Genomic DNA, 25,967 nt, shown 5'->3' on the forward strand with positions numbered 1-25,967 from the left:
AGTCTATTAAGTAAGAAAGCAATTAACACACGTGAAATTATTTGTACTAAATCGAAAAAGTAAAGAAGAAATTTTAGTCGATCGACTAAAAAAGAACGATGCTTTGGCGCAAAAAGAACTCTACGAACAAAGCTCCAAAAAGATGTTGAGCGTTTGTAGAAGCTATATCGAAGACATGCATTATGCAGAAGATTGTATGATTAATGGTTTTTGTAAAGTTTTTAATCATATCGAAAAATTTCAAAATAAAGGAAGTTTCGAAGGTTGGATGCGTCGAATCATGGTCAACGAATGTTTAACTTTTTTACGTGCAAATAAAACATTGATTTATGTTGATGATGTAAGAGTTTCTAATTATGATGAAGCGGATGAAGAAGTAGAGGAAACGTGGTTAAATTTTAATGTGCAAGAGGTGTTAGATCAACTTTCAGAACCTTATCGATTGGTGTTTAATCTTCATATTCTCGAAGATTATTCGCATCAAGAAATTTCAGAAATGCTGAATATTTCGGTGTCGACCAGCAAAACGCAATTGTTTCGAGCAAAGGCAAAACTGAAAGAAATTGTTCTAAGTAAAAAGAAAATGACAAATGAAAAACAACGATAAAATATCAAACTATATAAAAGACGATTTAGAAAATCGTGAATTGAATCCTTCTCATGATGCGTGGGACAGAATTCAAGCTCGTATGGATGTCGCTCCATCACCACAAAAATCAAATTTTAAATGGTGGTTGTCTGCTGCGGTTGTGGCGTTATTTACGGTTTCTACATCAATTTATTTATTCTCGAATCAATCGAAAGATGATCAACCAAAAGAATTTGTAAATCATCAGGAACAAAATAATCCGCAACAAATTCAATCAGACTCTAATACAGTTCATTCTTCAGAATCGATTTTAGCGAATAATGAAAAGATTGATTCTTCTAAAAAAGAAGTTGAAATTCAGACACAAGAAGAGAAGAAACCAATTCAACATGGTAAAGTTCAAGTGGCAATAAACGAAGAATCTCAACAAGTTGAAATGGCTTTTCCAACGAAGAAAGAAGCTATTGTAGAGAAGAAAGAAGATTTAAAATCAGAAGCTCAACCAAAGAAAAATATTGCAGCTAACACAACATTAGATTCTGTAAAAGTGAACAAAAAGAAGAAGAATTTTGTAGATCCAAATATGTTGTTGTATTCGATCGAAAATAAAGAAAATCTAAAGGAGTCAAACCAATCGCGCGTGGTTTCTATCGGCTTCAAATAAAACATTAATATCCCTAAATTAGCAAGATTATGATAAAAAAACTTATCGTAGCAGGATTATTATGCTTATCAGCTACATCACTATATGCTCAAAAATTTACATTTGATTTGAATGATAAAAATGAAGAAAAAATCAGTCCAATTGTAAAAGATCGCATCAGCGAATTTACGTTAGTGATTCGTCAAATTGTTCAGGAAGAAAAATCTGCAATGGAAAAGAAAATTGCGGCAGTTGACAAAGAATTAACAGAAGGAAAACTGAATGCTTCTGAGGCTACAGCGAAGAAAGAAGCGATTGCGAGCGTGTATTCGGGAACGATAAATGATCGTATTCAGGAGGTAAATTTCAATTTAGATGATATCATCAAACAACAAGTTGCATTTTCGATTATGAACGGCGAAGATCCAATTACGCCAAAAACGAAACAAGATGTGACGAAACGTTACCGAATTGCGAATCAAATTAATGGTTATGCTTCTTTTGGATACATGGCGTTTACAGGAAAAAAAGATGAGGAATTGAACAAACACGAGAAGTTTTCGAGCAACATTACAGTAGGTTTAATGTACGAAAGACAATTATCGTTAACAAGTCCTGTTAACTTTTTGGCAGGAGGATTATTTTCGTGGAGAACGTATCGCATCGACGATGATATGCGCTTTAATCGTGATGAAAATGGAAATGTTGGCTTGGTAAAAAGTGATAAATCGTTAGATAAATCGAAATTGCGTTCGGCCTATTTTATGGTTCCGGTTGGATTTAAATACAACTTTTCGAAAGTCAAAAATATTACCGATGATTTTGCATATCGTCCGCAAGGAAAACACTATATCGCAGCGTATATGTATGGAGGAACGTTGTTATCATCGAATAATATTTACAAAGGAGATGGTGTTCGCAACAAAGAACGTGGAAATTATAATGTGAATAATTTTATCTACGGAGCTGAAATAACAATTGGTTTAGGATTGATTGATGTTTTTGTAAGAAAAGATTTGAACAATTATTTTAAAGATAACACATTTGATAATCGTAAAATGATTCAGTTTGGCATAAATCTTGGATTATAACAATTATCTCAATCATAGTTTTAGTATTGAAATTTTATAACATAACATTTTTTTTAATATAATGAACCTCAGATTTATCTGAGGTTTTTTATTTGTAGAAAAATTTTCTAAATCTGTTCAAAAAAATTGTAAATTAGTACAAATCCAAACAGATGGTAAAATCTAAACTTAGTTGGCAAACACTTCTTCTCGTCATCATTTTTCTATTATTAATGATGGTTAACTTCACGTTTGTCAAAGCTTTTTGGTTTGGAGGAAATTTTTGGATAGACGAGCCTTTTTTGCGTATTGGCATTTTCATGATCTCTTTACTTGCTTCGATGTCAATTTTATATGATTTAACGTTTAATTTGACCTTATTTACGTTAAAAGAAGAAACGTTCGAAATCAGAACAATTTTCAAAAAAGATGAAATTCCATATCGAGCAATTTATTATTTGTACGAAGAAGAAGATATTTTTCGTTTGAATCGTAATCAAGTTTTAACCATTCAAACCAAAAAATCAAAGTTTAGATTACGCAGTTTTTTTGATTCAAATTACGATGAGGTAAAAACTAAATTGACCGAAAAAGCGCAGCAATATGTTAATTTATTGGCTTAATGAGTACCGAAAAATCAACGATAAAAGCTGATGTTGCGATAAGATGGACAATATTAATTGTGTTGTCTATATTTTGCTTTGTGAAAATTATTGGAGAAAGAAATAAATTTTCTTCAAAAGCTTTTGTATTCGTTACTCCTCCAAAATTAGATGAACAAGAAGATAGTTCATTTTATCAAGTTTATAATTATTGGAAAAATCCAATCTATAAATATGATTCAACAATTATAAAGGTGAATTATAATAAAGCTGCTGCGGTTCATTATGCTGAATTAATCCAAAAAATGCAGAAAAATAATATCGAAAAATCTGGAGTTAAATTCAAACTAAATGATAATAATACGTTTGCTGATTTGACGAATTTGTTGCAAATCATAGAAAATGAAAATCATAAAATTTTTACATTCGATTTTGAAAATGATTATTTATATGTTTTAAAATCTAATTCAGATTCTGATAAAATCAAAATGAGAGAAACTCAATTATAAATTAAAAAACGTCGCTCACAGAGTGACGTTTTTTAATTATTACTATTGTTTTTTAAGTAAATCAAAATGTTTTGTATTAGCACTAAAATTGCAAGAGATGTAAAAAACATAAAGCCAACATAAATGGCAACTTGCTTGTCTTGACCAATTTTTATGAAGATAAAATAAGCCAAAAGCGTTCCCATGATTTGCATCAAAACGGCGCGCCAAGCAATTTTTTTTACAACAGCAGCATCTTTGGTTCTAAATCCAGCAATTCCTTGATAAATTGTCGGAAATATCAACATAATAAATGCGATTATTTTTAGAGGTGTTTCCATTTAACAATAAATTTTTCCCTTTATTTTTTCAAAGTTAAATAGAAACATCTTTATAGCCTAATTCCAAATAAAAGTTGCAACACTATTTGAGGGTAAATTTATTGGAGCAAACTTATTGTTATATTTAATATCAAATTTTTGATCAGTATTTGTTTCATTAAGAGCAATCAAAACTTTTTGCTTATTCGGTAATAAAAAAGCTACGGTGTTGATTGCTCCGAGATGAGAAGAGGCAATTCTTTTAGATCCTGCAGGAACAAATTTCGAAGCTTGAGCAACGATATAATACCCTACATTTTTTTCAATTTTTTTTCCATTTATTGTTAACCCTCCTTTACAAGTTGTACAACCACCTGGTGTGTGAGGTTTGAAATTCTGATCATTTGCCAAATTCCATTCAAAAGCTGCTTTACTCCAGTTATTTAATGATCCGATGATTACGTTTTTCATGTGCCATTTCAAATCATCTTCAAATTTTGTTGTAGTCGCAGTATATTGTTCTGTAAAGTATAAGTTTTTAGTTGGAAAAGCATCGTGTACTTTTGATAAAGCTGAGATATCACCTAAATACAAATGAAATGCAGATCCATCGATATAACGATTTGCTTTTTCGTCACTTAAAACAGTAATAGGATATTCTGGATGATCGCAATTGTGATCGTAAATAATAATTTTCGTTTTGATTGAATTATTCTCAAACGCTGGACCTAAATTATTTTTAATAAAATCAGCTTGCTCTAAAGCTGTCATTACTAAACTTGGCTCGTTACCTGGATGTTCTGGTTCGTTTTGGGGAGTGATAGCAAAAATATTAATTCCATTCCCTTGCATTGCTTTGATATATTTTACAAAGTATTGTGCATAAACTTCATAATATTCTTTCTTTAAACTTCCTCCAATTAATTTTTGATTAGTTTTCATCCAAGCAGGAGCAGACCAAGGTGTTGCAAAGATTTTAACTTTAGGATTAATGTCTTGGATATCTTTTAAAACATTAATTAATTCCTGGTCTTTTGCAATACTGAAATTTTTCAATTCAAGATCAGTTTTCCCTGCAGGCATATCATTGTAAGTGAAGGCAGTTTCGTTTAAGTCAGAAGCAGCAATACTAATACGTACAACATCCATTCCGATACCATCATTTCCTCTTCCAAAAAGTTCTTGAAGTAATGCTGCACGTTGATTTTTTTCTAATTTATTGATTAGTTCAGCACTACCACCAGTTAATGTAAAACCAAAACCATCAATATCTTGGTATTGCTTAGTTTCATCAATCACAATATTATTAGAAGTTGTAGATGATGACGAAAATTGAATTGGATTAGCTTGTTTTTTTAATAAAACTGATTGATCCGCTTTTGTTAACCAAGTTTCTATTGTCGAATTTTTAGAAGAAATATTAGTTTTTGTTGTAGAACATCCTATAAAAGAAAGTGCTAATATTCCTAATGCTATTGTTGATTTAATATTTTTCATTTCAAAATCGTTTAAGATATAATAATAGATTTGATTGAGTTAGCTTCGGCATTCATTTTTACAGCTTGACCTTGAATCCATAAACTATAATCCATCGGTTTACTTGATTGATTCATCACTACGACTACAATTTTTCCGTTTTCGTTAACAAAAGAAGTTGTTAATAAATCACTTCTATTTGATGAGGCAGCAATTCTTTTAGCACCTGGACGGATAAATCTTGAAAAATGTCCCATATAATAGTAAGCATTTGTGTAATGAACTTCGTTTGTGCGAGTATCTGCAATTATTGGAGCAAAACAGAAGTTACCTACGTGATTTGGTCCCCCAGTTTCGTCTAACAAAATATTCCAATCTGTCCATGCAGTTGTTCCATTGTTGAAATCATTAATCATTGCTCTACCATACATTTCTCCTAAATACCATTCGTAGATATCTTCGAATTTGAATTTCTCTTTACATCCTTCTGTAAAAATTAAGTTTACATTTGGAAAAGTTTTATTTACTAATCCAACATTATCATACAGATTTTGGTTTCCATTCCATGTTTCGTACCAATGAAATCCTACTCCCCAAACATATTTTGCTGCTTCAGGATCGTTAAGAATTGTTGAAGCACGTTGGTAAATTAAATCACGATTATGGTCCCAAACAATGATTTTTTTGTCTTGAAATCCATTTTTATGAAAAGTCGGTCCAAGGTAGTTTTTTAAGAAATCACGTTCTTGTTCAGCTGTATAGATACAAGATTCCCAAGTTTGTACTGCCATTGGTTCATTTTGAATTGAAACACCCCAAATAGGCATTCCTAATTTTTCATACGCATTCACAAATTTCACAAAATAGTTAGCCCAAGTTTGGTAATATTCTGGTAATAAACTACCACCTTTGAGCATACTATTGTTATCTTTCATCCAAGCTGGAGGACTCCATGGACTTGCGTAAAATGTAAATTCTTTTTTATCAATTTTTTTCTGAGCTTCTTTAATCATTGGAATCTTATATTTCAGATCATGAGCAATAGAAAAAGTTTTCAAATCTTTATCATGGTCTTTTACATATGTGTATGATTCACTTGAAAAGTCAGATGAATTAATAGTTGTTCTCAATAAATTATATCCACTTCCTTTCTCTTTATCAAAGTAAGCATTGATAATTTCTTGTTGTTTAGTTTTCGGAAGTTTAGCAAATGTTTCTGCCGAAGCATCTGTAATTGCGCCACCAATTCCGACATAATTTTGAAAGCTATGTATTGGATCTACGAAAATACATGGATCTGTTTCTTTTGGTTGATTAAAATCCGTTACAGAATATTTTTGATTAGATTTTGATAAGCGTTCTTTTGTCGCTTTTACAGTGCTATAAACTTCAATTTTTTTCTGTTTTAGATTAAAATTTTGTTGACTAAATGCAATACTTGAAGAAAATAAGGCAAGTAAAAGTTGAATATTATATATCGATTTCTTTTTCATTTTGTGATGAATTAAAGGAAATCCTGCCGTAACAAGATTTCCAAAATGTTATAAAATGTTTAGTATCCTGGGTTTTGCACTAAATTCTTGTTGGCATCAATTTTACTTTGAGGAACTGGCCATATTAATTTTGATGTACTAATGTTAGAGGCATATGGAAGAAGATTTCCTTTTCCGTCTTTTTGTTTTGATAGAATTTCTATTGCTTTACCAAATCGTTTCAAATCGAACCAATATTCACCTTCAAAAGCTAGCTCTAATTTACGTTCATGTAATATTTTTGTTAAAGCATCATCTTTTGAAGTTGCAGTTACAGCATTTAATTTTACTCTCGATCTTACTTGATTAACTAAAGACATTGCAGATGTTACATCTCCATTTTGGGCCAATGCTTCAGCTTTTAATAATAGAATATCTGCAAATCTGAAAATGTAGAAATTCTGAGTTCCATCTGTTTTTCGCATTTTATATGCAAATGGATATTTGTTAGATGGCCAATAATTATCAGACCAAGGAACGGTACTTGTAGCAAACCAAATAGTTGAATTTTTTCTAATTAAATCTCCCTCATCATCATAAGCTGCTACTAAAGCATTGGATGGTGTGTTGAATTTTTTCCAATCTGTTCCATAAAACATAGAGGCTCCCCAGGCACCAATAGAAGAACCCCATCCTTCACCATTTGCTTCGAAAATAGATTCAGCATTTCCTTCATGATTTCCATCAAATAATTGATCATAAGTAGATAATAACGTATAACCTTCAGCAATTACTTTGTCACAATTTTGAATAACTTGATTCCAATCTGGTGATGGTTTAGTTGCATTAACTTTAGCTTTTAATGCATTAACAGCAGCTTTATTAGCTATATATTTTTGATCGCTACTTGGAATATTTGTACTTGCAGCATCTAAATCAGCTAATATTTGAGCATATACTTCAGCTACAGGTTTTCTTTCTGGATAAGTCTGAGCATAAACTTCATCAAAATTATCTTGATTAACTGATGTTATTGCTTTTGTAATGATTGGAAAATCTCCCCAAATTTGAACTGCTTTAAATAAAGTATATGCTCTAAAGAATGAAGCTTCTGCTTTCATTTGTTCTTTACGTTTAGCATCTAAATCTTTTACATCATCTACATAATTTAGGACAAAGTTGCAACGAAATAACATATCAATAATATATCCCCAATCTCTATTCGAAATGGTGTTTGTTGCTACCATTCTATATTCATCGATTTGGAACATCTGTACGTTATCGGCTCCTGCATAAGAGTTATCCGTTTGTGCATCGCCAATGAAGAATTGATCAAATTGCCAGAATTCACCACCTAATTGAGAATATACAGCATTCATTGCTCCTTCTGCTTCAGTTGCATTTTTTATAGGTTGTTCTTCTTTCGTAATCACTTCTACAATGGGTTCTGTGTCTAAATAGTCATTACAAGACGTGTAAAAGCATAATAATCCTAATAAAGCAACACTTTTTATATTTAATATATTTTTTTTCATTTGATTAGCTTTTGAATTTATAAATTAGCTTTAAGTCCAACAATAAACGTTCGTACTTGAGGATAAACTCCATAATCAATCCCGATTATACTACCTCCGTTTGAATTAACCTCTGGATCAAATCCTGAATAGTTTGTGATTGTGAATAAATTTTGCCCAGTTACATAAAGATTTATATTATTAAATCCTAATGCTTTTTTGAAGTTATAACCTAATGTAACAGCTTTTAATCTTACATATGTACCATCTTCTACAAAACGATCTGAAATAAATAAAGCACTTGAACTTCCTGCTTTCGGAACATTTGTAACTTGTCCTGGTGTTGTCCAACGATCTAGTACCGCTGTTGATTGATTTTTGAAATCGTTCATTAATTCTAAATCCAATCTTGAAGCATTGAAAATATCATTCCCAACAGAACCTGTTATTAAGAAGTCTAAATACAAGTTTTTGTATTTGAAATTATTTGTAAAACCAAACGTAAAATCTGGATTAGGATCACCAATAAATGTTCTGTCTCCTACATTAAATTCACCATTGCCATCTAAATCTTTATATAAAAGTTCTCCCGTATTTGGGTCAACCTTGTCAACTTTGTAACCATAGAAAGCACCTACAACATGACCAGGCATTAAACGAACAGCATCTGCACCAACTGTTTCGAAATATCCCATATCACGAATATCCAAATAGTTAATACTTTCTACTTTATTTTTATTGAATGAAATGTTGAATGATGTATTCCATTTAAAATCAGCTGAATTGATGTTGATAGTACTTAAAGAGAATTCGAATCCTTTGTTAGTCATTTCTCCACCATTATATTGGTACGGGACTGGAATACCAGAGAATGATAAACTCATCAATAAATCTTTAGTATTTCTGTGGTAGTAATCTGCAGAAAATCTAATACGATCTTTTAAGAATCCAAAATCAATTCCGATGTTTTTATCCTCTGTTGTTTCCCATGTTAAATCAGAATTTTCTGTTTGTACAGGGTTTAAAACATCACTTCCTATATTAGCTTCTTTTCTTAAAGACCAATAAGAATATGCCGGAATTCCAGAAACATTTCCTGTAATACCCCATCCAGCTCTTAATTTTAAGTAATTGAATGCCTTACTTCCTTTAAGGAATTCTTCGTTAGAGATAACCCAAGCAGCAGAAACTCCAGGAAAATAACCCCATTTATTTCCTGGTGCTAATGATGAAGCTCCTGAAGCACGAATAACAGCCATTAATGAGTATTTATCGTTGTATGTATAATTTGCTTGTCCGAAGTAAGAAACATACCTTGTAATAGATTCGTCACGAGATTGTGTTCTACTATCTTCTCTAGCTAAATTATAATCAAATGAACGTACATCAACAGGGAAATTTCTACCCCAATATCCATGACGTTTATATTTATTTTCTTGTATCGAATTTCCAACTATAAAACCAAAGTCATGCTCATCTTGGTTTAATTTATAGTTCAATGTATTTTCGATATTATAGTTTTGATATAAGTAGTTGTCTAAACTTCCTGTTCCGCTTTCTTGTCTACCATAACTAGTTCTATATGGATCAATGAATTTTTCATTTTTCATGTTCATATAATCCAAAGTAAAAGCAGGTTTCCAAACTAAATTTTTTAATAAATTAACTTCAAAATTTAAGCTTGAAAGAAAACGATCAGTTACATTTTCATCTTTTTGAGATTGATAAGCGACTGGATTTTCCCAAGATGATTGATAAGGATTTTGAGCAAATTGCCCGTCTTTGTATCCATCAATGTATTGTCCTGTAGCAGGATCTGTTTCTCTAACTTTTAATTGTTCAGCATAAATAGGTAAAAAAGCAGGTGTATTTAAAGCAGCAAGTACAATTCCTCCTCTTGCAACACTCTTATTATCACTACTATTGTACATATTAGTTCTTGTATAACTAAAAGCACCGTTTACTTTAAGCCATTTTGCAATATCAGCATCAAAATTTACACGTGATGAAAAACGATTGTTTCGTGCTGGTTTAATGATTCCTTCAATACCTTGATAACCAAATGAACTATAAATTCTGAAGTTTTCTTCACCAAAACCATAGTTAACATTATAGTTTTGATCAATTCCAGTTTGAAATACTTCATTTCTCCAATTAGTATTAATTCCAGCATATTTTTCTGAATTTGCAGTTGCTAAATAACCAGGATTAATCTCATTCAATAACGTTTTGTATTGATCAAGGTTTAAAACATCAATGTTATCAGCGACTTTAGAAAAACCAGCATAAGCATTAAATCCGAAAGTTGTTTTGTTCTTTTTAGCTTTTTTAGTAGTTACGATAATAACACCACTACTTCCGTTAACACCATAAATTGCTGTAGAAGAGGCATCTTTTAAGACAACCATATCTACCACATCATCTGGGTTTATACTTGAAATATCATAGGTTTGTATACCATCAATAACATAAAGTGGTCGTGTACTTGAATTGATAGAGTTTATACCACGAATTCTAACTTCTAATCCAGAACCTGGTTTCCCAGAAGGTTGTACTACGTTAACACCTGCAGCATTTCCTTGTAAACCTTGTTCTAAATTATATATAGGACGATCTTCAAAAACGTCAGCTTTAACTTGCTCTACAGCACTTGTCAAATTTTGTTTTTTTACAGATCCATATCCAATAACTACAACTTCTTGTAAACTTCTCGCAAAATTATCATTGTTTTCTAAAACCAAAGAATCTTTTCTGTTTTTAGAAATGGTGTCTTCTTGAGAATAAGCTTTACTTAATAGTAATGTACCTACTATTCCAAGCAGGAAAAGTTTTAGCCTCATATTGTCTCATTTTTTTGTTTAACACAAATTTAACTTTAAGTTGGTGTAAATTCTACAATTAAGGGCTTAGTGAAATAAAAATGTAGAATATTAAAAACTTAAATTCTTTTATTTCAGTCAGATATTTGATTAAGTGGATATTAAAAAGTAGGTCTGTTTATGAACTATTTTCTATAATTTATGTTAATTTATTATCATTGTCTTAAGTTTTTTTTCATATTTTCGAAAGATGAATAAAGTACTTTTTTTAATCATTCTTTTGTCGCAAATTTCTCAATTTGCATTTGGAAATACTGTTGATTCCCTTCTTACAGAGTTGGATAGAACAATGCACAACCGTGTAGAATATGATTTAAAAAAAGAAAAAGCTTTATCAAATTTTAAAAAAGAGCTTTCATCTGAAAAAAATGAGTTAAAAAAATATTTTTTGATGAATGAGATTATCAAAGAATATATTCCTTATCAATTGGATTCTGCTTTGTTTTACATGAACAAGAATATTTATCTATCGTCTAAGTTTTCTGATAAAAAATACATAGATAAAGTAAAAATTGACTTAGCAGGGGTTTTATCTTCTACAGGAAATTACAAAGAATCAGTAGATATGTTAAATTCTATTGATGAAAGTAATTTGGATGAGGTAACAAAAAATCAATTCTACCATGAGTCAATGTGGACTTATTACCGCTTATTTTTTTACAGTCCTTTACCTGATTCTAAAAAAATATATGGTCAGTTGTATAATGATTATATGAATAAACTTTTAGCAAGGCTGGATAAAAATAGTACATTTTATTTATCAATTATTGAGAGAGTTTATAGAGAAAAAAATGATATTAAGAATAGTATAGCGACCAACAATGAGCTGCTAAAGCGTAATGGTATTGGAACTCGTGAATTTTCAATGATTGCTTTTTCTCAAGCCCTTAATTATAGAAATTTAGGTGATAGAGAGTCTGAGAAGAAATATTTAATTTTATCTTCTATTTCTGATATCAAAGCCTCTGTTAAGGATAATGCGGCTACAACCGAATTGGCCTTGATGTTATTCAGACAAGGTGATTTAGAAAGGGCACATCATAATATCAATTTTGCTTTTGAAGATGCTGCTTTTTTCAATTCAAAATTACGATTTGTATCGATTTCAAATATTTTACCTATTATCGATAAGGCCTACGAAACAGAAATTCATAAGAAGAATAGAAAACTTCAAATTAGCTTGATTGTTATTAGTATCCTTAGTTTGGTAGTTCTGTTTACCTTATTTTATATCTATAAACAATATCGAAACTTAGTAATAGCTCGAAAAAAATTAGAAGAAGTTAATAATAAACTAAAGCAGATTAATAAAGAATTGTCAGATTCTTACGATAAGATATCTGAAATTAATCAAGTTAAAGAGCATTACATTGTTAATTTATTGATCAATAATTCCGAAAACATTGATACTTTGGATGTATATGGAAAAACGGTTGTTAAATTGATTATTTCGAAGAAAACGGAAGAGTTATTAAAATTAACAAAGAGTAAAGATTTTCTAGATAAAGAATTAGCCAAGTTTTATTATAATTTTGACAATATTTTCTTGAATATCTATCCTGATTTTGTAGAAAAGTTTAACAATTTATTAAGTGATGAAGAACGAATAATATTGAAACGAGATGAATTATTAAATACAGAATTACGAATTTTTGCTTTAATTCGATTAGGAATAAATGACAGTTCTAAGATTGCAAAAATTCTTCGATATTCTGTTACAACAATCTACAATTATCGTGTTAAAACAAAAAATAAAACCAAGATTAATCGAGATGAGTTTGAGAAAGAAGTGATGAAGATTGGATCTTTAACAAACAAAACCCAAGTAGAATAATTCGACTTGGGTTTTTTGATATGATTAGTTCAAAGTAAATTTTGAGGTCAAATCAGCATTCGAAGAATTACCAACATACACTTCAAAATCTCCTGGTTCTGAAACAAATTTTAGTTCAGAATTATAAAACTTTAAATCGTCAGGTTTTATCGTAAAAGTAACTTGTTTAGATTCGCCTTTTTTCAAGAATATTTTTTGAAAACCTTTTAATTCTCTAACCGGTCTTACAGTACTTCCGAAAACATCTTTAATATATAATTGCACAACTTCTGCGCCGTCATAATCTCCATTGTTTTTTAGTTGAACTGTAGCTGTTAGCGATTCATTTTGGTTGATAGAAACTTTGTTTAACTTAAGATCAGAGATAGTAAATGTTGTATATGATAGTCCATAGCCAAATGGATAAAGAGGTGTATTACATTGATCTAAATAATTAGAACGATATTTTTCGAATTTACAATTATCATTTGCATCTTTACTAATCGGACGACCTGTGTTGTAATGTGCGTAATAAATTGGGATTTGACCAACACTACGAGGAAATGTAATAGGCAATTTTCCGCTTGGATTAACATCACCAAATAAAACATCCGCAATTGCATCTCCAGCTTCAGTACCACCAAACCAAGTGTTTAATATGGCTGTTGCTTTCTCGTTTTCTTCTCCAATAGTCATTGCTCGACCTGTGAAAAGAACTACGACGACAGGTTTTCCTGTATCATACAAAGCTTGTAGTAATTTTTTTTGAGTTGAAGAGATGTCTAAGTTTGTTTTACTACTACTTTCACCGCTCATTTCAGATGATTCTCCAACAGCAGCTACAATTACATCTGATTTTTTAGCAGCTTCAACAGCTTCTTTTATTAAGACGTCTGCATTTCTTTCGTCCCATTTTGGCTTTTTTCCAAAGATTGTGGCATTGTCAAAATCAACTTTATTTTCAACTAAATTAGCTCCTTGTGCGTAAATGATATTTTTATTTGATAACGCTTTTTTCAAAGAAATTGCATCATTGTATCTTGCTGCGATTGCCCAAGTTCCAGGCATATTATCAGATGCATCCGCCATAGGTCCAACTAACGCAATTTTAGTATCTTTTTTTAGTGGTAAAACTTGTTTGTCATTTTTCAATAAAACCATAGATCCAGCAGCTACTTTTCTTGCTTCTGATCTATTCTCTTTTGTAAATATTTCTGTCTTTGCACGTTTAGGATCTGTATAACGATATGGATCTTCAAATAAACCTAGTTTATATTTCGCTTCTAAAACTCGCTTTACAGCTTGATCAATTGTTCCAATTTTTACTTTACCTTCATCTAATGATTTTTTGGTTGTAGTTAAAAATCCTTCACCAACCATGTCCATATCTGATCCTGCATTTAAAGACATTGCCGAAACTGTTTGTAAATCTCCAATTCCGTGATTAATCATTTCATTAATCGCTGTATAATCCGTTACAACTAATCCTTTGAAACCCCATTGATTTCTCAAAACTTCTGTCATTAACCATTTATTCCCAGAGGCAGGTATCCCATCAACCACGTTAAAAGAGGTCATTACAGAGCCTACTCCTGCATCAACTGCGGCTTTATATGGAGGAAAATATGTGTTGTACATTGCCCAACGACTCATATCTACATGATTGTAATCTCTTCCAGCTTCAGATGCTCCGTATAAAGCAAAATGTTTTACTGTAGCCATCATAGTGTTTTTAAGAGAAAGATCATTTCCTTGATAACCTTTAATCATTGCTTCACCTGATCTACTTGCTAAATATGGATCTTCACCTGCGCTTTCCGCAATTCGTCCCCAACGCGGATCACGACTAACATCTACCATTGGCGAAAAAGTCCATTGTATTCCGTCAGCAGTTCCTTCTTTAGCAGATATTCGAGCAGACTTTTCAATTGCGTTCATATCAAATGTAGCAGATAAAGCAAGTGGAATAGGGAAAACGGTTTCATATCCATGAATAATATCCATTCCAAATAATAAAGGAATTCCTAAACGACTTTTCTCAATAGCGATGCGTTGCATCTCTTTTATTTTATCAACGCCTTTTATATTAAATAGTCCTCCAACTAAACTAGATTCAATTTTTTTTCCAACATCAGTACTCTGTGCTGATCCTGTTATAAAATCATTAGAAGTGGGGAAATTTAGTTGTCCCAATTTTTCTTCTAAAGTCATTTGACTCATGATTTCAGAAATAAACTGATCTTGAGTTTTTTTTGAATCAAATTTAATTTTTTGACCAAATGAAAAAGACATTCCTAAAGCAGTCACCAATAAGATGAAGTTTTTTCTCATAATGTAATTTTTGTTTTTTTGTGGTAATGTGCTTAATAAAAAGCAAAGAATAGAAAAATAGAATTTCTATTGTTGAGGTAAATTCACTTAACGTGAAAAACCAAATAAGATTCTAATTTAAAAAAAAGAATCTTATTTGATGTTAATTTCTTTCTGCATTTGTTCCACAACTTCATAAGTTGCAGGACAAATTAGCGTATTTTTTAGGGTAAGATGATTAATTTGATAAAACTTTTTGCGATCTGTATGTGGATATTCACGGCAAGCTTTCGGGCGATCTTCGTAAACCAAACAATAATTTTCACTATCCAAAAATGGACAAGGAACTTGTTGCAAAACGTAATCATTGTCCTCATCAATTCGTAAATATTTATCAATAAATTGACTTGGTTTGATGCGAAAAACATGCGCTAAACGCTCAATATCTTTTTGCGTAAAAAGCGGACCAGTTGTTTTGCAACAATTCGCGCAAGAAAGACAATCGATGCGATTGAAAACATCTTCGTGAATTTCTTCCATTTTTTGATCCAAGTTTTTTGGTGGTTTCTTTTTCAACTTTTCCAAAAACTTTTTGTGCTCACGTTGTTTTTCTTTTGCTTTCGCAAAATATTCTTCTAAGAAATGATCTCCCATTTTTCTATTTCTCCTTCTTTTACTTCGAAAATCTCCGCGCAATCAACCATTTTGAGGTTTTCAAATTGTTTGAATCGCTCTGGATCTCTTTGTTCTAACTTCTTTAATAAATGGTTGAATTCATATTGCATTTGACCTATTGTGACCTCAATTTTAATCTTTTTGAAATCAAAATCAATTTTATTTCGGTCAAAGCTATAACCTCGTCTTGTGGCTTCGTCCCAAACTTCTGCCAAATATTGATTAATCGCTTCAAGCGGCTTTTTGACAGCTTTGAAGCGAATTAATTGCGGATGATTTTTATAACCTTTAGTATTGCCTTCCAAAACATTTTTTGCCAAAAGCGTTTCGCGCCAAAGCGCTACAATTCCTTTTGCATCGAGATATTTTGGATGAACAGACCAAATTCGCATTTGTTAGTTTATTTATCTTTTTTGATGTCTTCTACATTTTTTACACCACGTAATCTGCAAAACTCCTCGATAACATTGTGATGTGAAACCGTTTTATCTTTGAAATAATTGACAAAATATTTCTTTTCTTCTTCGGTTGCTTCTAACTGATTTAAGATATTCATTAAGTGCATCTTCATGTGACCTTTCTGAATTCCAGTTGTAACCAAAGAACGCAATGCACCAAAGTTTTGCGCTAATCCAGCAACAGCAACAAATCCCATCAATTCTTTAGCATTCGGTTTTCCAAGAATTCCCATCGCTAATTTTACTAAAGGATGTAAAGCTGTCAATCCACCAATTGTTCCAAGCGCAGTTGGTAAATCAATCCAAAAACGGAAAATTCCATCTTTTACTTCGCAATGTGTTAATGAAGAATATTGACCATCTTTTGCGGCATACGTATGCGCACAAGCCTCTACAGCACGAAAATCGTTGCCTGTTGCAATGACAACAGCATCAATTCCGTTCATAATTCCTTTGTTGTGCGTTGTTGCACGATAAGGCTCTATTTCTGCAATTCGAACAGCGCGAGAAAATTTCTCCACAAACTCTTCTGATGTTACATTTCCTTCTGCTAATTGCTCAACTGGACAAGAAACTTCTGCACGAACAATACAATCTGGCGTATAATTCGATAAAATACACATCACGATTTGAATTGAATCTTTTTCATCATCTGTAAAAGTAGAATCAGCTTCGATTTCGTTTCGTAATGTTTTGGCGAATTGCTCTAAACATGAATTGATGAAGTTAGCACCCATCGAATCCATCGTTTCGAAAGAAGCTTTTATTTGATAATAGTTCTCTAAATTAGCAGTTTTATCAATTAGTTCTAAAGCCAAAATACCACCACCACGCGCACGCATGTTTTTTGTGATATCATTTGTCGTTTCGATTAATTGATTTTTAATCGTTGTTTCAAACGCATTTTGCAATTTTTCTTTATCACCCTCGTACATAAAATGAACGTGACCTAATTTTGTTGTAGATAAAATAGTTGTTTTGAAACCACCACGAGTTTGCCAAAACTTCGCAGCCTTAGAAGCCGCAGCAACAACAGACGACTCTTCAACTGCCATTGGAATAGCATATAATTCGTCGTTGATTAAAAAGTTTGGCGCTAAACCAAACGGCATATAGAAATTAGAAACTGTATTTTCTGAAAATTCGTCGTGCAGTTTTTGTAAATCTGCATCATCATTCCAATATTGTTTCATGATTTGAATTGCTTTTTCATCGCCATTCAAATATTCATTGACAACCCATTCAATTTTTCCTTCTTTCGATAATTTCGAAAAACCTTCTACTGCTTGATGCTTCATATTGGATATTTTTTTATAAGACAAAAGTACAAACGTTTTGAATGTTATAAGATACTTCTTCTGTTTTTTGATTAATTTTTAACGATTTAGTAGAATAGCAAATTAAGGGAGTGCAATAAATAGAGGCTTGTTGTGTGGATTCAATCCTTTTTTTGAAGGCAAATAGCTACGAAATAAGATTGATATTTTTAAACACGTTAAAACACCTTTTACTTAACATAAAAGGTGTTATAGAGTTTGATTAAATCACAATTCTAATGTAAAAATGTTTCATTCTAATAATTAAGTACTTAAAATTTGATTATATAAATATTAATATTTAGTTTAGTAAAGATTAACAAATTAAACTAAGTAAAAATGAAGAAAATTTTATTATTAGGAGCTTTTGCTTTATTAGGAGCATCTTCTGCATTCGCTGGAACAGGGAATTTTACAAAAATTGTTAAAACTGATTTTGGATCTTGCGAAATTAGTGTTTATAAAAATGGTAAATTAGTAGGGTACACTATTGTATATGCTTCTTCTGAATCAGATTGTAATAATAAAGCTAGAGAATACGCTTCTCAATTTTAATAAAAAAAATTGCATCAAAAAAAATCAATGTATACGTATACATTGATTTTTTTTGATGCAATTGGTCATAAAAAATGAATACAAAACAACATAAAATGAAGAACTTTTTAATTGTTATTTTAGTAACTTTAATAAATACGAATTTATTTGGGCAGGTTTATAAATTGGAATATAAATTTGGTGATAATATGCCAATGGTAGGATATTCTAGTTATAATGCTATTTTAGAGTATAATACAAAAACAAAAGAAAGTGTATACACTGTTTTAAAAAAAGGTATAAAAACAGAAAATTCAACGGATGATAATATGATAATGTTAGGAGATGATATAATAGATGATATAGTTATTTATAACAATTTTAAAGACTCATTAACTTTGACACAAGATCAAATAGATATAGAGATGATGATATTTAAAGAAAAAACACCCAAAATAAAATGGCTTCTAACTGATGAAACAAAAATAAAAAATAATCTTAATTTAAAAAAAGCAACATCAAATTTTAGAGGACGAAACTATGAAGTTTGGTACACTTTAGATATACCTGTTAGTATAGGTCCATGGAAACTTAATGGATTACCTGGAGCTATTGTAGAAGCAAAAGAAAATATTAATAGATACTCTTGGGAATTAGTAAAATTTAGTAAATTAAAAGAAGATGAATTTAAAAAATTTTATAAAAATCCAAAATACAAAGAATACGATATAAAGTTTTATCCTAAATATAAATTTTCGACACCAGAAAGAATAAAAGAAAAATTAAGAAAAATAGATAGTAATTTTCAGTTTCCAGAACCAGAAAGAGATGATATTGAACTGAAATTTGAATGGGAAAATAATTTATGATTCAATTAACTATCCAAAGCCACAGAAATTAGAAAAAAATAAGAATCTATATGAAAAATATACTTTCATTTGTAATGTTATTGTGTTTTGTAAATACATTTTGTCAAGAAAAAATACAAATAGAATACGAATTTCGAAATGAATTTGATATTGAAAATGCAAAAGATGCTGTTGTCAAAGAACGATTAAAAAACAGTAACGAAAATAGATTGTATTTTGAGTTTTTAAGTTCTGATAAAGAATCGCTTTTCCAAAGAATAGATAGAATTGATAACTCTCAGGGTAGATCAGGAGTCTCAATTTCCTTTATAAGTGGACCAGGAGGAATTTATTATAAAAATTTAGTTGACAAATCAACTCTTTCTGAAGTGAACTATAACGGAAAAAAAATGTTAATAACCGATTCTATAACAACCAAAAATTGGATATTAGCAAAAGATAAAGATAAAATTTTAGGGTTCGATGTTAAAAAAGCAACTTTACAAGTTTCTGAAAATTCATTTGTTGAAGCTTGGTATGCGTCAACAATTAAAATAAAAAATGGACCTTCTAATTATGAAGGATTACCAGGAATTATTCTAAAATTAATTTTGACGAATAAAGAAGAAAATTCCGTAAACAAACAAATTTATTTAGCAACAAAAGTTGAAGTGAGTGATAAATTAAAAATAAATAAACCAACAAAAGGTAAATCGATAACTCAAGTAGAATTTGATGAAATGATGAAAGAGGAGGAGAGAAAATTTAATGAATTATTTAAACAATAATTAAAAAACATATAAAAAGACACTGTCCAAAATTTTGTGTAAATATATTTCAGGTGGGTTTGACTTTTTTATAGTTGAACCCTTTTTTCAAATATAGTTAAAAATTGATTTAAAATTATTCCCCAATTATGAATTGGTTGTGTCCATTTTTTTGAGATTTGCATTAACGATAGATAAACTGACTTTTTGAGCGCGTCATCTGTTGGGAATACTAGTTTATTTTTGGTATATTTTCGGACTTTTCCATTCAAATTTTCGATAAGGTTGGTGGTGTAAATAATTTTTCTGATTTCAATAGGAAAGTCAAAAAATACAGTTAATTCGTCCCAATTATTTCTCCAAGATTGCATTGCGTAGGGATATTTTTGAATCCATTTTTCTGCAAAACGATCTAATTCTAAAGCAGCCATCTCTCTGTTTGGCGCATTGTAAATGAGTTTCATGTCTGAGGTAAATTCTTTTTTATCCTTCCAGACTACGTATCGAGCAGAGTTTCTAATCTGGTGAACCACGCAAATTTGTGTGTTCGCTTGAGGGAAAATATTGGTTATAGATTGTGTAAATCCGTTTAAATTATCAGTTACTGTAACCAAAATATCTTCTACGCCACGCGCTTTTAAATCCGTCATCACACCTTGCCAAAAAGCAGCAGATTCGTTCTCTTCAAGCCACATTCCAAGGATTTCTTTGTGACCTTCACGGTTTAAACCAACAGCTAGATAAATCGTTTTATTGATTACTTTTCCGCCTTGATGAACTTTAAACACAATGCCATCCATCCAAACAATGCAATAAATAGATTCTAGAGGACGATTTTGCCAATCCAAAACTTGACTATTTACTTTATCAGTAATGATGGATATTGCTGATGTAGAGAGTTTATAGCCGTATAATTCGTAAAGTTCCTGCTCAATATCCGAAACACTTAGACCTTTAGCGTATAACGAAATAACCATATTTTCAACAGAAACTGATTTGGATTGATGTTTTGGGACAATAATTGGATCAAAACTTCCTTCTCGATCTCGAGGAACCTCTATTGTAGATTCCCCATATTCGCTTTTTAAACGTTTTGAAGTTGTGCCATTACGTGCATTGGAATTGTCACTTTTCTCATTTTTTGAGTAACCTAAATGGGCTTCAAGTTCGCCTTGTAGCATGGCTTCTAATAAATCAGAATGCAATTCTTTTAATAATTTACTTAGATCTTCTTGGGTTTTGATCCCTTCTAAATGACCTTGATCTTGGATGAATTGGGCTACAGATTTTTTCATAATAAACTGTGTTTTATAAATTTAATAAAATAAATAAGGTGAGTTACTAAACCCACCTTAATTTATGTTTACACAGTTTTTTGGATATTGCCTATAAAAAGGATTTTGTTTTAAAAATCCTTTTTTTATATCTATCAAATTGATAAAATTAGTTTATTAATCGACCCTATTACGTGTTGAATAAAAGTATTGGCAACTGTGTTCGTTTGTCAATTCATTCTTCTTCCATCATTTGTTTCATCTTGATTTGGAAATCCTAAAAAAAATACAGTATAAGAAAAGGTATAAGACTTATTTATCTTAACATGATGAAAGGAATAAGAAATCATTTTTCAAATAGAAAATAAACAATATTTACATTATTAAGGTCTATTAAACATAATCATTATTATACACCTAAGATTTTTAGGTTAAAACACTGATTGCGTGAGAGTGCAGTTTTGAATAAACAAATTTGTAATTTAAAATGCTCTGAAAGACGCATTTTATCGTTGAGTGAAGGTATTCATATCAGACAAAATTATTTTTCTTTCGTACTAATTTTTTACTGCAACATTATTATTTTTTTTTATAAATCTCTACAGAGTTTATTCGTGTTTTCTTCGACCGTTCTTCGACCATTGTCCTCGCAAAGGTGCATTTTTCCGCAAGTTTGTCGAACGATGGTCGAACAAGAGTAAAATGAGCTATTTTTCGAGATGATGTGAAACATAGATATACAGAGGTTTGTATAGGAGTTTCAATTAACTAAAACATATTGTTGATAAAAATACTGGAGGACAGAAGTGGACAAAACCGGACATTTGTGGTCACTTTTTGTAAAAAATGTAATTTGTATTGTTTAAATGATTAAATTACAAATATTTGATTAATTTAAGTATTTTTTTTTTGAATAAAAAATATTTTTGATAAGAATGATGAAATACGATTATCTGTAAATTGTTTAAAATATAAAATAGTGAAGAGTTTTTCGTTTATATGAACGATTATAATGGATTATTCGAGGAAATGTGTTATTTGAGAAAATAGAATTGTTTATATTTGATTGTTTGAACTCACATGATTAGAAAATTAATATGAAAAAATTTATTTTAAGTTTGGCTGTCCTTGCGATGGGCGCTTATTCTTATGCACAACAAATAACCATTGAAGGGATATATGGCGGAAAATACCGCGAAAATTCATTGTACGGTGTGAACTCATTGAACGATGGAGAAAATTATACTATTCTGACAAAAGACGGATTGGTAAAACGTTCGTACGAATCGACATTGAAAAAAGGTCAGACTTCTGATATTGTTGTCGTTCCAGGAAAGTTTGAAGGTTATGAATTTAGTTCTGATGAGCGTTACGTTTTATTGCAAACTAATCCGCACCAAATTTATCGTCATTCGTTTACAGCAAAGTTTGAGGTGTATGATACGCAAACAAAATCGAAAGTATTGTTATTTGATGGAAAAGGAATTCAAGAGCCTTTGTTTTCGCCAGATGCTTCTAAGGTAGCTTTTGCTTTTGAGAATAATTTATACATTCAAGACTTAAAATCGAACAAGGTAACGCAAGTTACGACTGATGGTAAAAAGAATAATATTATCAACGGGATTAATGATTGGGTTTATGAAGAAGAATTTGGTTTCGTAAGAAATTTTGATTGGAATGCTGATGGAACATCTTTGGCTTATGTTCGTTTTGACGAATCGAAAGTGAAAGAAATTAATATTCCGATTTACCACAACAATCTTTATCCACAAGAATTACGTTACAAATATCCAAAGGCAGGGCAAGATAATTCGGAAGTTTCGTTACATGTTTTTGATACGAAGAATAACTCAACTGCAAATGTTAATTTAGGCGGAGTTCAGAATTATTATATTCCTAAAATTAAGTTCTCTACAAAAGCGAATTTATTAACGGTTGTAACGTCTAACCGTCATCAAAATAATGTAGATGTTTCGTTTTATGATATCAACACGAAAAAAGTAAATAAATTATTTACTGAAACAAATAAAGCGTGGATAGAAACGGATAATTTAACGTTAGAGTTTTTAGCAGATAATTCGTTCTTATGGACTTCTGAGCGCGATGGAAATAACCATATTTACCATTATGCAGATAACGGAAAGCTAATTAACCAAGTGACGAAAGGAGATTGGGAGGTAACGAATTACTATGGGTATAATCCTGGTAATAAAACACTTTATTATCAATCTAACTCGAATAATGGAAAACGTATTTCGACAGAAAGACAAATTTCTTCGGTTAGTTTAGATGGTAAGAAAACTACAATGTTGACGAAAAATAATGGAACAAATTCGGCTGCTTTCAGTAAGAATTTTACTTATTTCATTAATACTTTTTCGAATACAACGACTCCAAAAACAATTAGTTTAGTAGAATCTAAATCTGGTAAAGATTTGGGTGTTATTGTTGAGAATACTTCTTTAAAAGATAAATTGAATACAGATAATATTGGAACAAAAGAATTATTTGTGTTGAAAACTGCGGCTGGAAATGAGTTGAATGCTTATGTAATCAAACCAAAGAACTTTGATCCAACTAAAAAATACCCAGTTTTGATGTATCAATATTCTGGACCGGGTTCTCAGAATGTAAACAATGCGTATTTCAACTCAAATGATTATTGGCACATGATGTTGGCCCAAGAAGGTTACATTGTTTTCTGTGTTGACGGTCGTGGAACGGGATACAAAGGAGAAGCTTTCAAGAAACAAACATATTTACAATTAGGAAAATATGAGGTAGAGGATCAAATTGCTGCGGCGAAAGAGATTGGTAATTTACCTTATGTAGATAAATCTCGTATCGGAATTTGGGGGTGGTCTTACGGAGGTTTCATGGCTTCGAATGTATTATTCAAAGGGAATGATGTGTTCAAAGCGGCAATTGCTGTTGCTCCTGTAACAAACTGGCGTTATTATGATTCTGTTTATACAGAGCGTTTTATGCGTACACCAGAAGAAAATGCAGCTGGTTATGATGACAATTCACCAATTAATTATGCAAACGAGTTGAAAGGTAATTTCTTATTAATTTCTGGTTCTGCTGATGATAATGTACATCCACAAAACACATTCGAATTATCGGAAGCGTTGGTACAAGCGAATAAAGATTTTGATATGGCAATTTATACCGATAAAGATCATGGGATTTATGGTGGAAACACGCGTATTCAGCTTTACCGTAAAATGACAAACTTTATCAAGAAGAATTTGTAAGAAAAAAGCTGTATTTATTAGAATACGCCAATGAATAAGATGAAACATTATTCAAATTGACAAAAATCATACATTAAACAAAAAAAACCTCTGCATTGTCGGAGGTTTTTTTTATTTTCGTTGATTGCTAATAAAATCTAAATGATATATTAGCGCTTAGTTAAAGAAATTATGAGTCAAAAATTAACTTTAGAGCAAATTCAAAACTTTGAAGGGAAATACCCAAAACAGCTTTGGCATTTGTTTATGGTAGAAATGTGGGAGCGTTTCTGCTTCTATGGAATGAGAGGAGTTCTTGCCATTTTTATGGTAGATATGTTGGGATTAACGGATGCAGAATCAAATTTAAAATATGGAGCAATCCAAGCCTTTGTTTACGCATTTACTTTTATCGGAGGTATTTTTGCAGATAGAATCTTAGGGTTCAAAAAATCATTAGTCTTCGGAGGGTTGGTAATGGTTGCAGGAAACTTATTAATTGCAACAGATCCTCATCAATTTTTCTATTACGGAATTACATTAAGTATTATTGGAACAGGTTTTTTCAAACCAAATATTTCTTCGATGGTTGGAGAACTGTACAAAGCAGATGATCCAAGACGTGATGCCGGATTCGGTTTATTTTATTCAGGAATCAACATTGGTGCTTTTTTAGGAGGTATCGTTTGTGTTTATTTAGGTAAACAAGTTGGTTGGAATTATGCTTTCTTAGCAGCTGGTATCGTAATGATAATTGGAGTTGTTTTATTCTTATTTATCCGTAACGAGCTGGGACCAATCGGAGATTCTCCATTAGAAAAGATGGATCCTAAGAAAAGATTAATTAGAGAAGTCGCAGTATATGTAGGAGCATTGGTTTGTATTCCTTTAATTTTTATCATGATTCATAATACAGCATATACAGATATGTTTATGTTTACTGTAGGACCATTGGCTATTATTTATTATTTAATTCAATTATATAAAATACCAAGTTCTAAAGAAAAAAGTAAGTTTATTGCTGCTTTTATCATGATTACGTTCTCTATTTTATTCTTTGCAATTTTTGAGCAAGCAGGAGGTTCTTTAGCTTTGTTTGCAAACAAAAACTTACATTCAACTTTATTTAGCGTCCCATTAGATCCAAACATTGTGAATAATAGTGCAAACTCATTGTATGTTATTATTTTCTCACCTTTATTGGGATTAGTTTGGTTATGGATGGCGAAAAAGAAAATTGAGCCAAACACAGTTGTAAAATTTGGTTTAGCTTTCTTGATGTTAGCAGGGGCTTATTATATCTTCTATTCATTAAGATTCTTTGCTGACGAAAATGGATTATCATCATTAGAAATATTTGCATTAGCATATTTTGCAGTTACAATTGCAGAGTTGTGTTTATCACCAATTGGATTATCAATGGTAACAAAATTATCTCCAAAACACTTAGGAGGAATGATGATGGGATTATGGTTCTTAGCATCTGCTTACGGGCAATATTTAGCAGGAATCTTAGGAGCTGGAATGTCAGATCCTAGTCCAACAGCATCTTTAACAGATAAATTAATGGCTTACACAGATGGTTATCAACAATTGGCAATTTACTCTTTAGTTGCAGGTGTTATTGTCATCGTATTGTCTCCATTTATTCGCAAATTAATGCAAGACGTAAAATAACTTTTA

At 31.0% G+C, this 25,967-nt stretch carries 21 protein-coding genes; 11 read left to right on the plus strand and 10 right to left on the minus strand.

What is annotated here, in order from left to right; translation table 11 throughout:
* Nucleotides 1–31 precede the first annotated feature (31 nt).
* The 5 genes from HXZ74_RS07195 (at nucleotide 32) to HXZ74_RS07215 (ending at nucleotide 3,413) form a co-directional block, all read left to right on the plus strand.
* Nucleotides 32–607, plus strand: a complete 576-nt coding sequence (locus HXZ74_RS07195; RefSeq protein WP_115002302.1) for an RNA polymerase sigma factor — start codon at nucleotides 32–34, stop codon at nucleotides 605–607.
* Entirely contained in the window at nucleotides 591–1,253 is a 663-nt protein-coding gene (locus tag HXZ74_RS07200) for a hypothetical protein (RefSeq protein WP_286474624.1), read from the plus strand. Before HXZ74_RS07195 ends, HXZ74_RS07200 begins: the two co-directional genes overlap by 17 nt.
* Before the next feature lie 29 nt (nucleotides 1,254–1,282).
* The gene (locus tag HXZ74_RS07205) at nucleotides 1,283–2,323 is read left to right on the plus strand and encodes a PorT family protein (RefSeq protein WP_115002306.1); all 1,041 of its coding nucleotides are present in this window, start codon (nucleotides 1,283–1,285) and stop codon (nucleotides 2,321–2,323) included.
* A 152-nt stretch (nucleotides 2,324–2,475) separates the two neighbouring features.
* On the plus strand, nucleotides 2,476–2,925 hold the full coding sequence (locus HXZ74_RS07210) for a hypothetical protein (protein ID WP_280061881.1): 450 nt from the start codon (nucleotides 2,476–2,478) through the stop codon (nucleotides 2,923–2,925).
* Entirely contained in the window at nucleotides 2,925–3,413 is a 489-nt protein-coding gene (locus tag HXZ74_RS07215; RefSeq protein WP_280061880.1) for a hypothetical protein, read from the plus strand. Before HXZ74_RS07210 ends, HXZ74_RS07215 begins: the two co-directional genes overlap by 1 nt.
* Nucleotides 3,414–3,445: 32 nt before the next feature.
* Here the strand turns inward: HXZ74_RS07215 and HXZ74_RS07220 are convergent, their stop codons facing one another.
* Genes HXZ74_RS07220 through HXZ74_RS07240 form a run of 5 tightly spaced genes read right to left on the minus strand, consistent with a single transcriptional unit; the run spans nucleotide 3,446 to nucleotide 11,014 of the window.
* Nucleotides 3,446–3,733, minus strand: coding sequence for a hypothetical protein (locus HXZ74_RS07220; protein ID WP_280061879.1), 288 nt, complete (start codon nucleotides 3,731–3,733; stop codon nucleotides 3,446–3,448).
* A 57-nt stretch (nucleotides 3,734–3,790) separates the two neighbouring features.
* Entirely contained in the window at nucleotides 3,791–5,209 is a 1,419-nt protein-coding gene (locus tag HXZ74_RS07225; protein WP_115002309.1) for a glycoside hydrolase family 30 protein, read from the minus strand.
* Nucleotides 5,210–5,220: 11 nt separating this feature from the next.
* The gene (locus HXZ74_RS07230) at nucleotides 5,221–6,681 is read right to left on the minus strand and encodes a glycoside hydrolase family 30 protein (protein ID WP_115002311.1); all 1,461 of its coding nucleotides are present in this window, start codon (nucleotides 6,679–6,681) and stop codon (nucleotides 5,221–5,223) included.
* A gap of 59 nt (nucleotides 6,682–6,740) precedes the next feature.
* Complete coding sequence (locus HXZ74_RS07235) at nucleotides 6,741–8,195, minus strand: RagB/SusD family nutrient uptake outer membrane protein (protein ID WP_115002313.1); 1,455 nt, start codon at nucleotides 8,193–8,195, stop codon at nucleotides 6,741–6,743.
* Between the two features lie 17 nt (nucleotides 8,196–8,212).
* The gene (locus HXZ74_RS07240) at nucleotides 8,213–11,014 is read right to left on the minus strand and encodes a SusC/RagA family TonB-linked outer membrane protein (RefSeq protein WP_084106867.1); all 2,802 of its coding nucleotides are present in this window, start codon (nucleotides 11,012–11,014) and stop codon (nucleotides 8,213–8,215) included.
* 229 nt (nucleotides 11,015–11,243) lie between these two features.
* On the opposite strand from HXZ74_RS07240, the gene susR reads away from it, so the two are divergent.
* Nucleotides 11,244–12,887 carry a SusR family glycan utilization regulator gene (gene susR / locus HXZ74_RS07245; RefSeq protein WP_286474627.1) on the plus strand — a complete coding sequence of 548 codons (1,644 nt, stop codon included), beginning with the start codon at nucleotides 11,244–11,246 and terminating at the stop codon, nucleotides 12,885–12,887.
* Nucleotides 12,888–12,911: 24 nt separating this feature from the next.
* Here susR and bglX read toward each other — a convergent pair whose 3' ends face one another.
* From bglX to HXZ74_RS07265, 4 genes are all read right to left on the minus strand, one after another.
* Complete coding sequence (gene bglX / locus HXZ74_RS07250) at nucleotides 12,912–15,197, minus strand: beta-glucosidase BglX (RefSeq protein WP_115002320.1); 2,286 nt, start codon at nucleotides 15,195–15,197, stop codon at nucleotides 12,912–12,914.
* A 132-nt stretch (nucleotides 15,198–15,329) separates the two neighbouring features.
* Nucleotides 15,330–15,830 (minus strand): YkgJ family cysteine cluster protein, encoded by a 501-nt coding sequence (locus HXZ74_RS07255; RefSeq protein ID WP_280061877.1) that lies wholly within the window; start codon nucleotides 15,828–15,830, stop codon nucleotides 15,330–15,332.
* Entirely contained in the window at nucleotides 15,812–16,243 is a 432-nt protein-coding gene (locus tag HXZ74_RS07260) for a pyrimidine dimer DNA glycosylase/endonuclease V (protein WP_280061876.1), read from the minus strand. Before HXZ74_RS07260 ends, HXZ74_RS07255 begins: the two co-directional genes overlap by 19 nt.
* Nucleotides 16,244–16,251: 8 nt before the next feature.
* Entirely contained in the window at nucleotides 16,252–17,607 is a 1,356-nt protein-coding gene (locus tag HXZ74_RS07265) for a hydroxymethylglutaryl-CoA reductase (protein ID WP_286474630.1), read from the minus strand.
* Nucleotides 17,608–17,964: 357 nt separating this feature from the next.
* Here HXZ74_RS07265 and HXZ74_RS07270 point away from each other — a divergent pair, with 357 nt between their 5' ends.
* The 3 genes from HXZ74_RS07270 (at nucleotide 17,965) to HXZ74_RS07280 (ending at nucleotide 19,795) form a co-directional block, all read left to right on the plus strand.
* Nucleotides 17,965–18,180, plus strand: coding sequence for a hypothetical protein (locus HXZ74_RS07270; protein ID WP_280052017.1), 216 nt, complete (start codon nucleotides 17,965–17,967; stop codon nucleotides 18,178–18,180).
* Nucleotides 18,181–18,254: 74 nt separating this feature from the next.
* Nucleotides 18,255–19,028, plus strand: a complete 774-nt coding sequence (locus HXZ74_RS07275) for a GLPGLI family protein (protein WP_286474633.1) — start codon at nucleotides 18,255–18,257, stop codon at nucleotides 19,026–19,028.
* Between the two features lie 50 nt (nucleotides 19,029–19,078).
* Nucleotides 19,079–19,795: a GLPGLI family protein gene (locus HXZ74_RS07280; protein ID WP_115002331.1), complete on the plus strand. Its 717-nt coding sequence runs from the start codon at nucleotides 19,079–19,081 to the stop codon at nucleotides 19,793–19,795.
* A gap of 68 nt (nucleotides 19,796–19,863) precedes the next feature.
* Here HXZ74_RS07280 and HXZ74_RS07285 read toward each other — a convergent pair whose 3' ends face one another.
* On the minus strand, nucleotides 19,864–21,069 hold the full coding sequence (locus tag HXZ74_RS07285) for an IS256 family transposase (RefSeq protein ID WP_286474635.1): 1,206 nt from the start codon (nucleotides 21,067–21,069) through the stop codon (nucleotides 19,864–19,866).
* A gap of 1,076 nt (nucleotides 21,070–22,145) precedes the next feature.
* On the opposite strand from HXZ74_RS07285, the gene HXZ74_RS07290 reads away from it, so the two are divergent.
* Nucleotides 22,146–24,305 (plus strand): S9 family peptidase, encoded by a 2,160-nt coding sequence (locus tag HXZ74_RS07290; protein WP_286474638.1) that lies wholly within the window; start codon nucleotides 22,146–22,148, stop codon nucleotides 24,303–24,305.
* Between the two features lie 171 nt (nucleotides 24,306–24,476).
* Nucleotides 24,477–25,961, plus strand: coding sequence for a peptide MFS transporter (locus tag HXZ74_RS07295; RefSeq protein ID WP_286474640.1), 1,485 nt, complete (start codon nucleotides 24,477–24,479; stop codon nucleotides 25,959–25,961).
* The last annotated feature ends 6 nt before the right edge of the window (nucleotides 25,962–25,967 follow it).

It is taken from the genome of Empedobacter sp. R750 (genome assembly GCF_030324345.1).
GTDB classification, from domain to species: domain Bacteria; phylum Bacteroidota; class Bacteroidia; order Flavobacteriales; family Weeksellaceae; genus Empedobacter; species Empedobacter falsenii_C.